The organism is Sphingomonas sp. Leaf412 (assembly GCF_001425405.1).
In the GTDB taxonomy this organism is placed as follows: Bacteria; Pseudomonadota; Alphaproteobacteria; order Sphingomonadales; family Sphingomonadaceae; genus Sphingomonas.
This window is the reverse complement of the sequence record NZ_LMQP01000003.1, coordinates 337,103-344,414: the sequence shown is the minus strand read 5'-3', so window position 1 is coordinate 344,414 and position 7,312 is coordinate 337,103. Positions and strand designations below refer to the sequence as shown.

Sequence of the window (7,312 nt, the reverse complement as noted above, 5' to 3'; positions counted from 1 at the left end):
GGGGGGGGGGGGGGGGGGGGGGGGGGGCCAGCCACAGGCGGGCCTTCTCGGTGAGACACCTGCCCCTCTCCCCGACCCTCTCCCCGACGGGGAGAGGGCTGGCGTCACCGCGCGATGCCGCCCGCCGCCAGCACCGCCAGCGTCACCAGGTCGCTGGCGGTCGAGGTCATCGGCGCGATCTGCACCGCCTTCTCCATCCCCACAAGCATCGGCCCGATCATGTGGTCGCCGCCCAGCTCGCGCAGCAGCTTGGCGGAGATGTTGGCCGATTGCAGGCCCGGCATCACCAGCACGTTGGCGGGGCCGGACAGCCGCGCGAACGGATATTTCGCCAGCTGCTTGGGATTCAGCGCGACGTCGGGCGCCATCTCGCCCTCATATTCGAACCCCACCTGACGCCCGTCGAGCACGTCCACCGCGGCGCGGATATTGTCCAGCCACTGCCCCTCGGGGTTGCCGAAGGTGGAATAGCTGAGGAACGCGACGCGCGGTTCGTGCCCCATGCGACGCGCGACCGCCGCGGTCTGCTCCGCGATGTCGGCCAGTTCCTCCGCGCTGGGGCGCTCGTTAACCGTCGTGTCCGCGATGAACACGGTGTGCGACTGACCCACCAGCACGTGGATGCCGAACGGCGTGCGGCCGGGCGCGGGGTCGATCACGCGCTTCACCTCGCGCATCGAATGCGCCCAGGTCCGCGTGATGCCCGTAATCATCGCATCCGCCTCGCCCAGCTGGAGCAGCACGGCGCCGAAGATGTTGCGGTCCTGGTTTATCATCCGCTCGCAATCGCGGCGCAGGAAGCCGCGGCGCTGCAACCGGTTGTACAGGAAGTCCGCCATCCGCGGCACCAATGGGGAGATGCGGCTGTTGTGGACCTCATATTCCTCCGGGTTGGCGATGCCCAGCGCGCGCAGGCGATCGTGGACGTCGTCGCGCCCGACCAGCACCGGCGTGCCGTACCCGCCCTCCTTGAACGCGATCGCGGCGCGCAGGACGACTTCCTCCTCGCCCTCCGCGAACAGCACGCGCTTGGGATGCGCGCGCGCGCCTTCATAGGCGAGGCTGAGCACCGCGGTCGTGGGGTTCAGCCGCGCGCGCAATTGCTGGCGATAGGCGTCGAGGTCGACGATCGGCTTCGTTGCGACGCCCGAATCCATCGCCGCGCGCGCCACCGCGACCGACACCATCTCCATCAGCCGCGGATCGAACGGCGCGGGGATGATGTAGTCGGGGCCGAAGCTGTGGCTGACGCCATAGGCCGCGGCGACCTCCTCCGGCACGCGGTCGCGCGCCAGCTCGGCGATGGCGTGCGCCGCGGCGATCTTCATCGCGTCGTTGATGCCCGTGGCCCGCACGTCCAGCGCGCCGCGGAAGATGAAGGGGAAGCCCAGCACGTTGTTGACCTGGTTCGGATAGTCCGACCGCCCCGTCGCCACGATCGCGTCGGGCCGCGCCGCCTTCGCCAGTTCGGGGCGGATCTCCGGCTCCGGATTGGCCATCGCGAAGATGATCGGCGCGGGCGCCATGTCCTTCACCATCTCGGGCTTCAGCGCGCCCGCGGCTGACAGGCCCAGGAACACGTCGGCGCCGTGCAGCGCCTCGGTCAGCGTGCGGCGGTCGGTGGCGGCGGCGTGCGCCGACTGCCACTGGTTCACGTCCTCGCGGCCCTGGAAGATCACGCCCTTGCGGTCGCACATCACGACATTGTCGTGGCGCACGCCCATCGCCTTCATCAATTCGGTGCACGCGATCGCCGCCGCGCCCGCGCCGTTGACGACGATCTTCACCTCGTCCAGCCGCCGCCCGGTCAGCAGGCAGGCGTTGATGAGGCCCGCGGCGGTGATGATCGCGGTGCCGTGCTGGTCGTCGTGGAAGACGGGGATGTTCATCCGCTCGCGCAACGTCTGCTCGATGATGAAGCATTCGGGCGCCTTGATATCCTCCAGGTTGATGCCGCCGAACGTCGGCTCCATCAGCTCGATCGCGTCGATCAGGCGGTCGACATCCTCGGTCTTCAGCTCGATGTCGATCGAATCGACGTCGGCGAAGCGCTTGAAGAGGACCGCCTTGCCCTCCATCACCGGCTTCGACGCCAGCGCGCCGAGGTTGCCGAGGCCGAGGATCGCGGTGCCGTTGGAGATGACCGCGACGAGGTTCCCCTTGGCGGTGTAGTCGTACGCGGTGGCGGGATCCTCCGCGATCGCGCGGACGGGCACCGCGACACCGGGGGAATAGGCGAGCGCCAGGTCGCGCTGCGTCGCCATCGGCTTGGACGCCACGATCTCGATCTTGCCCGGCCGTCCTTCGGAATGGAACAGCAACGCCTCGCGTTCCGAAAACTGGACGTTCACGTCCAGCGGGGGATCTTCGGCGGAGGTGCGATCGTCGGTCATGCGCGGGTCTTAGGGTAGATTGGCCCTCACGGTAAACAGGTCGGGGTTGGAAACGCCCTCGTGCGCCAGCAGCCAGCGCTTGGCGGGCAGCCCGCCCGCGAAGCCGGTGAGCGCGCCCGAACTGCCGACGACGCGGTGGCACGGCAACACGATCGACAGGGGATTGCGCCCGTTCGCCGCCCCCACCGCGCGCGTGGCCACGGGGCGTCCGACGGCGCGCGCGATATCGGCATAGCTGCGCGTCTCCCCGAACGGGATGAAGGCGAGCTGGTCCCACACCGCGCGCTGGAAATCGGTCCCGCGCGGCGCGAGCGGCAGGTCGAACGCGGTGCGCGCGCCCGCAAAATATTCGGTCAGCTGGCACGCCGCGGCGGCGAGGACGGGGTGATCGGTACCGTCGCCCGGGGTCGAAAGCGGCACGCGCGCGGGCGGGTCGTCGGGCCAGAGGATCGCGACGAGCGCGGCGTCGTCCGCGACGAGGGTCAGCATGCCGACGGGCGACGGCAGGGGTGCGGCGTGGAGCATATGGGTACGATAGCGGCTGCGCGGGGCGGCTGGAAATGGCGCGCGGGCGCGGGTATGCATGGTCGCGATGAAACACGAGCCCGGCATCTTCGAGGAACGCGATGAAGAGGCGGACGCCGCGTCGATCGCGCGAGCGCGTGCCGATATCGCGGCAGGACGGTATCACGACCATGAAGTCGTGGCCGAATGGCTGAAGACGTGGGGAAAGCCTGGTCGCCTGCCCTTCCGGGAGTGGCTCGCCGCTCGCAATGGCTAGGGTCGCCTGGACTGACGAAGCGTCGGAGCAACTCGATCTGATCGTCTCCTACATCGAATTGTTCGACGTCGCTGCTGCCGACCGCATGGGTCGTCGCCTGCTCGACCTGGCCGCAAGCCTGCGGGACTTTCCGAACCGGGGGCGTCCGGTCAAGGACGGAACGCGCGAGATGGTGACGGTGCCGCCCTACATCCTGCGATACGACGTGGTGGGAGAGGATGTCCTGATCCTCGGCGTCCGCCACGGCGCCCGACGTCCGGACTGATCGCATGACCGTCACCCCCACCCCCACGCCGATGATGGCGCAATATCTGGCGCTGAAGGCGGAAGCCGGGGATTGCCTGCTGTTCTATCGCATGGGCGATTTCTTTGAACTGTTCTTCGACGACGCGCGCGTGGCAAGCCAGGTGCTCGACATCGCGCTGACCGCGCGGGGGGAGCATGAGGGGGCGAAGGTCGCGATGTGCGGCGTGCCCGTCCATGCGTCCACCGCGTACCTGCAACGCCTCATCAAGGCCGGGCATCGCGTCGCCATCGCGGAGCAGACCGAAACGCCCGATGCGGCGCGGAAAGCACGCGGGTCGAAGGCGCTGGTCAATCGCGCGATCGTGCGCGTCGTCACCGCGGGCACGCTGACCGAGGAGACGTTGCTCGACGCGCGCGCCACCAACTGGTGCGTCGCGATCGGGGAAGCCGCGGGCGCGGTGGCGATCGCGGCGGCGGACGTGTCGACCGGGCGGTTCGAGGTGATCGAGGTCGCCGCCGGACAGGCCCCGAGCGAGCTGGCGCGGCTCGGCGCGGCGGAGGTCGTCGCGGTCGAGGGCAGCGACTGGGACGCGACCGCGTACCGCCCGCGCGGCGATTTCGACAGCGGCGCGGGCGAGGCGCGGCTGAAGCGGCTGTTCGGCGTCGCGACGCTCGACGGCTTCGGCCTGTCGGGGCGCGCGGCGCTGAGCGCGGCGGGCGGGCTGGTCGCGTATCTGGACCATGTCGGCAAGGGCAAGCTGCCGTTCCTGCGCCCGCCGGTCGTCGTCGCCGCGGCGGGCAGCATGGCGATCGACGCCGCGACGCGCGAGAGCCTGGAACTGACGCGCACCGCAACCGGCGAGCGGCGCGGCAGCCTGCTCGACGCGGTCGACCGCACCGTCACGGGCGCGGGCGCGCGGCTGCTCGCGGCGGATATCGGCGCGCCGCTGCTGGACCGCGCCGCGATCGACGCGCGGATGGACCTGATCCGCATGTTCGAGGAGGCGGGCCTGCGCGAGGGCGTCCGCGCCGCGTTGCGCGCGCTGCCCGATATCGGCCGCGCGCTGGGGCGGCTGGCGGCGGGGCGCGGCAGTCCGCGCGACCTGGGGCAATTGCGCGACGGCCTCGACCACGCCTGGACGCTGGCACAGCGCCTGGCCGACGTGGCGGAGCGGCCCGCATTGGTCGCCACGCTCGTCCCGCTGCTGCGCGGGCACGGCGCGCTGATCGACCTGCTGAAGCGCGCCTTGGTCCCCTCCCCCCCGATCGAGGCGTCGGACGGCGGCTATATCGCCGCGGGCCATGACGCCGCGCTCGACGCGCTGCGCGATACCGGCGCGGGCGGGCGGCGCGCGATCGCGGCGCTGGAGGGCGAGATGCGCGCGAAGACGGGCATCGCGACGCTGAAGATCCGCCACAACGGCGTTCTTGGCTATCATATCGAGGTGCCCGCGAAGGCGGCCGACCCGCTGATGAAGGCGGACAGCGGCTTCACGCATCGCCAGACGCTGGCGGGCGTGGTCCGCTTCAACGCGCCCGATCTGCACGACGTGGCGGCGCGCGTGACGCAGGCGGGGGCGCATGCGCTGGCCGCGGAGGCGGCGCATCTGGAGGAACTGACCGCGACCGCGCTGGCGACGCGCGAGGCGATCGCCGCAACCGCCGACGCGCTGGCGCGGGTCGATGTCGCCGCCGCGCTGGCGGAACGCGCGGTCGAGGGCGGCTGGACCCGGCCCGCCTTCGCGGACGAGGCGTGCTTCGAGATCGTCGAGGGGCGGCACCCGGTGGTCGAGACCGCGCTGGCGCGATCGGGCGAGCGCTTCGTCGCCAACGATTGCGCGCTGTCGCCCGCGTCGCGATTGTGGCTGGTGACCGGCCCGAACATGGGCGGCAAGTCCACCTTCCTGCGGCAGAACGCGCTGATCGCGGTGCTGGCGCAGGCGGGCAGCTACGTCCCCGCCGCATCCGCGCGGCTGGGGCTGGTCGACCGCCTGTTCAGCCGCGTCGGTGCGTCGGACAATCTCGCGCGCGGGCGGTCGACCTTCATGGTCGAGATGGTGGAGACCGCCGCGATCCTGGCGCAGGCGACGGAGCGGTCGTTCGTCATCCTGGACGAGGTCGGGCGCGGGACCAGCACCTATGACGGGCTCGCCATCGCCTGGGCGGTGGTGGAGGCGATCCACGAGGACAATCGCTGCCGCTGCCTGTTCGCGACCCATTACCACGAGCTGACGCGGCTGGCCGAGCGCTGCGACGCGCTGTCGTTGCATCACGTGCGGGCGCGCGAGTGGAAGGGGGAACTGGTCCTCCTCCACGAACTGTCCGACGGGCCGGCGGACCGCTCCTACGGCCTGGCGGTCGCGCGGCTGGCGGGGATGCCGCCCGCGACGGTGGCGCGTGCGAAGACGGTGCTGGCGAAGCTGGAGGCGGGACGCGCGAAGACGGGCGGCCTCGCCGCCGGGCTGGACGACCTGCCGCTGTTCGCCGCCGCGGCACAGGCGGAGGAGGCCACGTGCGACGCGATCCGCGCCGAGGTGGAGGCACTGGACGTCGACGCGCTGACCCCGCGCGCGGCGCTGGAAACATTGTACCGGCTCAAGGCGCTGGCCCGCGAATAAGGGCCGCGGCGAACGCGGCGCTGGCGGCGCGTCGTCCGCCGCCCTATCTCGCACCGCATGGACCCGAATGGCATTATCTGGTCGGCGGCGGTGTGGATCATCCCGCTGGTGATCGCGATCGTCTTCCACGAGGTCGCGCACGGCCTGGCCGCGCGCGCACTGGGCGATCCCACGGCGGAGGAACAGAAGCGGCTCAGCCTCAATCCGCTGCGCCACGTCGATCCGGTCGGCACGATCGTCCTGCCGCTGATGCTGGCGATCGCGAAGGCGCCGGTGTTCGGCTGGGCGCGCCCCGTTCCGGTCGACGCGCGACGATTGCAGAACCCGCGCAAGGGGATGCTGCTGGTCGCGCTGGCGGGACCCGGGTCGAACCTGATCCTCGCCTTCGTCGGTGCGATCATGCTGGGCGTGTTCGCGTCCAGCGTCGCCACGCCGGAAGCGGGCAGCGCGTCCGCGTTCCTCGCCGCCAACCTCGTCAACTTCCTCATCATCAACGTCTTCCTCGCGATCTTCAACCTCATCCCCCTACCCCCGTTCGACGGCGGGCACGTCGTCGCGGGGCTGCTGCCGGAGCGGCTGGCGCTGAAATGGGACCAGCTGGCGCGCTTCGGCTTCCCGCTGCTGATCGTCCTGCTGCTGGTCCTGCCCGCGCTGGTCCCGTCCGCGAACATCGTCCAGCGGCTCGTTGCCCCGCCCGCGCAGGCGCTGCTGGAGCAATATCTGAAACTCGCCGCGGTCTTCGGCTGACATGCTCCACGGCTGGCTGATCCTCGACAAGCCGCTCGGGCTCGGCTCGACCGACGCCGTCACCGCGGTGAAGCGCGCGCTGCGCCAGGGCGGCTATGGCAAGGCGAAGGTCGGGCACGGCGGCACGCTCGACCCGCTGGCCACCGGCGTCCTCCCGATCGCGATCGGGGAGGCGACGAAGCTGGCGGGCCGGATGCTCGACGGCGACAAGACGTACGAATTCACGATCCGCTTCGGGGAGGAAACCGCGACGCTGGACGCCGAAGGCGCGGTGACGGCGACAAGCGACGTGCGCCCGACGCGCGCGGCGCTGGAGGCGGTCCTGCCGCGCTTCACCGGACCGATCGAGCAGGTCCCGCCCGCCTATTCCGCGCTGAAGGTCGACGGCAAGCGCGCCTACGACCTGGCGCGCGCGGGCGAGGACGTCGTGCTGGCGACGCGCAGCGTGACGGTGCGCGCGCTGACGATCCTCCCCGAGCTCGCTCGGGGAGGGGGACCGCGGCCGGAGGCCGTGGTGGAGGGGCAGA

Annotated in this window: 7 protein-coding genes; 5 read left to right on the top strand and 2 right to left on the bottom strand. The window is 71.2% G+C overall.

Translation table 11 applies throughout. From position 1 onward, the window contains the following. Positions 1-104: 104 nt before the first annotated feature. Together ASG29_RS08785 and ASG29_RS08780 are read right to left on the bottom strand one after the other, a co-directional pair. Positions 105-2,393, bottom strand: a complete 2,289-nt coding sequence (locus ASG29_RS08785) for an NADP-dependent malic enzyme (protein ID WP_055982917.1) — start codon at positions 2,391-2,393, stop codon at positions 105-107. Between the two features lie 9 nt (positions 2,394-2,402). Continuing rightward, the gene (locus tag ASG29_RS08780; protein ID WP_055982915.1) at positions 2,403-2,918 is read right to left on the bottom strand and encodes a methylated-DNA--[protein]-cysteine S-methyltransferase; all 516 of its coding nucleotides are present in this window, start codon (positions 2,916-2,918) and stop codon (positions 2,403-2,405) included. Between the two features lie 67 nt (positions 2,919-2,985). Here ASG29_RS08780 and ASG29_RS08775 point away from each other — a divergent pair, with 67 nt between their 5' ends. The 5 genes from ASG29_RS08775 to truB form a co-directional block, all read left to right on the top strand. Continuing rightward, entirely contained in the window at positions 2,986-3,174 is a 189-nt protein-coding gene (locus ASG29_RS08775; protein WP_055985332.1) for a hypothetical protein, read from the top strand. Then, positions 3,167-3,439 carry a type II toxin-antitoxin system RelE/ParE family toxin gene (locus ASG29_RS08770; RefSeq protein ID WP_055982913.1) on the top strand — a complete coding sequence of 91 codons (273 nt, stop codon included), beginning with the start codon at positions 3,167-3,169 and terminating at the stop codon, positions 3,437-3,439. Before ASG29_RS08775 ends, ASG29_RS08770 begins: the two co-directional genes overlap by 8 nt. 31 nt (positions 3,440-3,470) lie before the next feature. Continuing rightward, entirely contained in the window at positions 3,471-6,038 is a 2,568-nt protein-coding gene (gene mutS / locus ASG29_RS08765; RefSeq protein WP_055982911.1) for a DNA mismatch repair protein MutS, read from the top strand. A 57-nt stretch (positions 6,039-6,095) separates the two neighbouring features. Next, a complete protein-coding gene (locus ASG29_RS08760) occupies positions 6,096-6,785 on the top strand; it encodes a site-2 protease family protein (protein ID WP_055982909.1) in 690 nt (229 codons plus the stop codon). A 1-nt stretch (position 6,786) separates the two neighbouring features. Continuing rightward, a partial coding sequence (gene truB, locus ASG29_RS17505) for a tRNA pseudouridine(55) synthase TruB (protein ID WP_235532836.1) occupies positions 6,787-7,312 on the top strand: 526 nt, incomplete at its 3' end.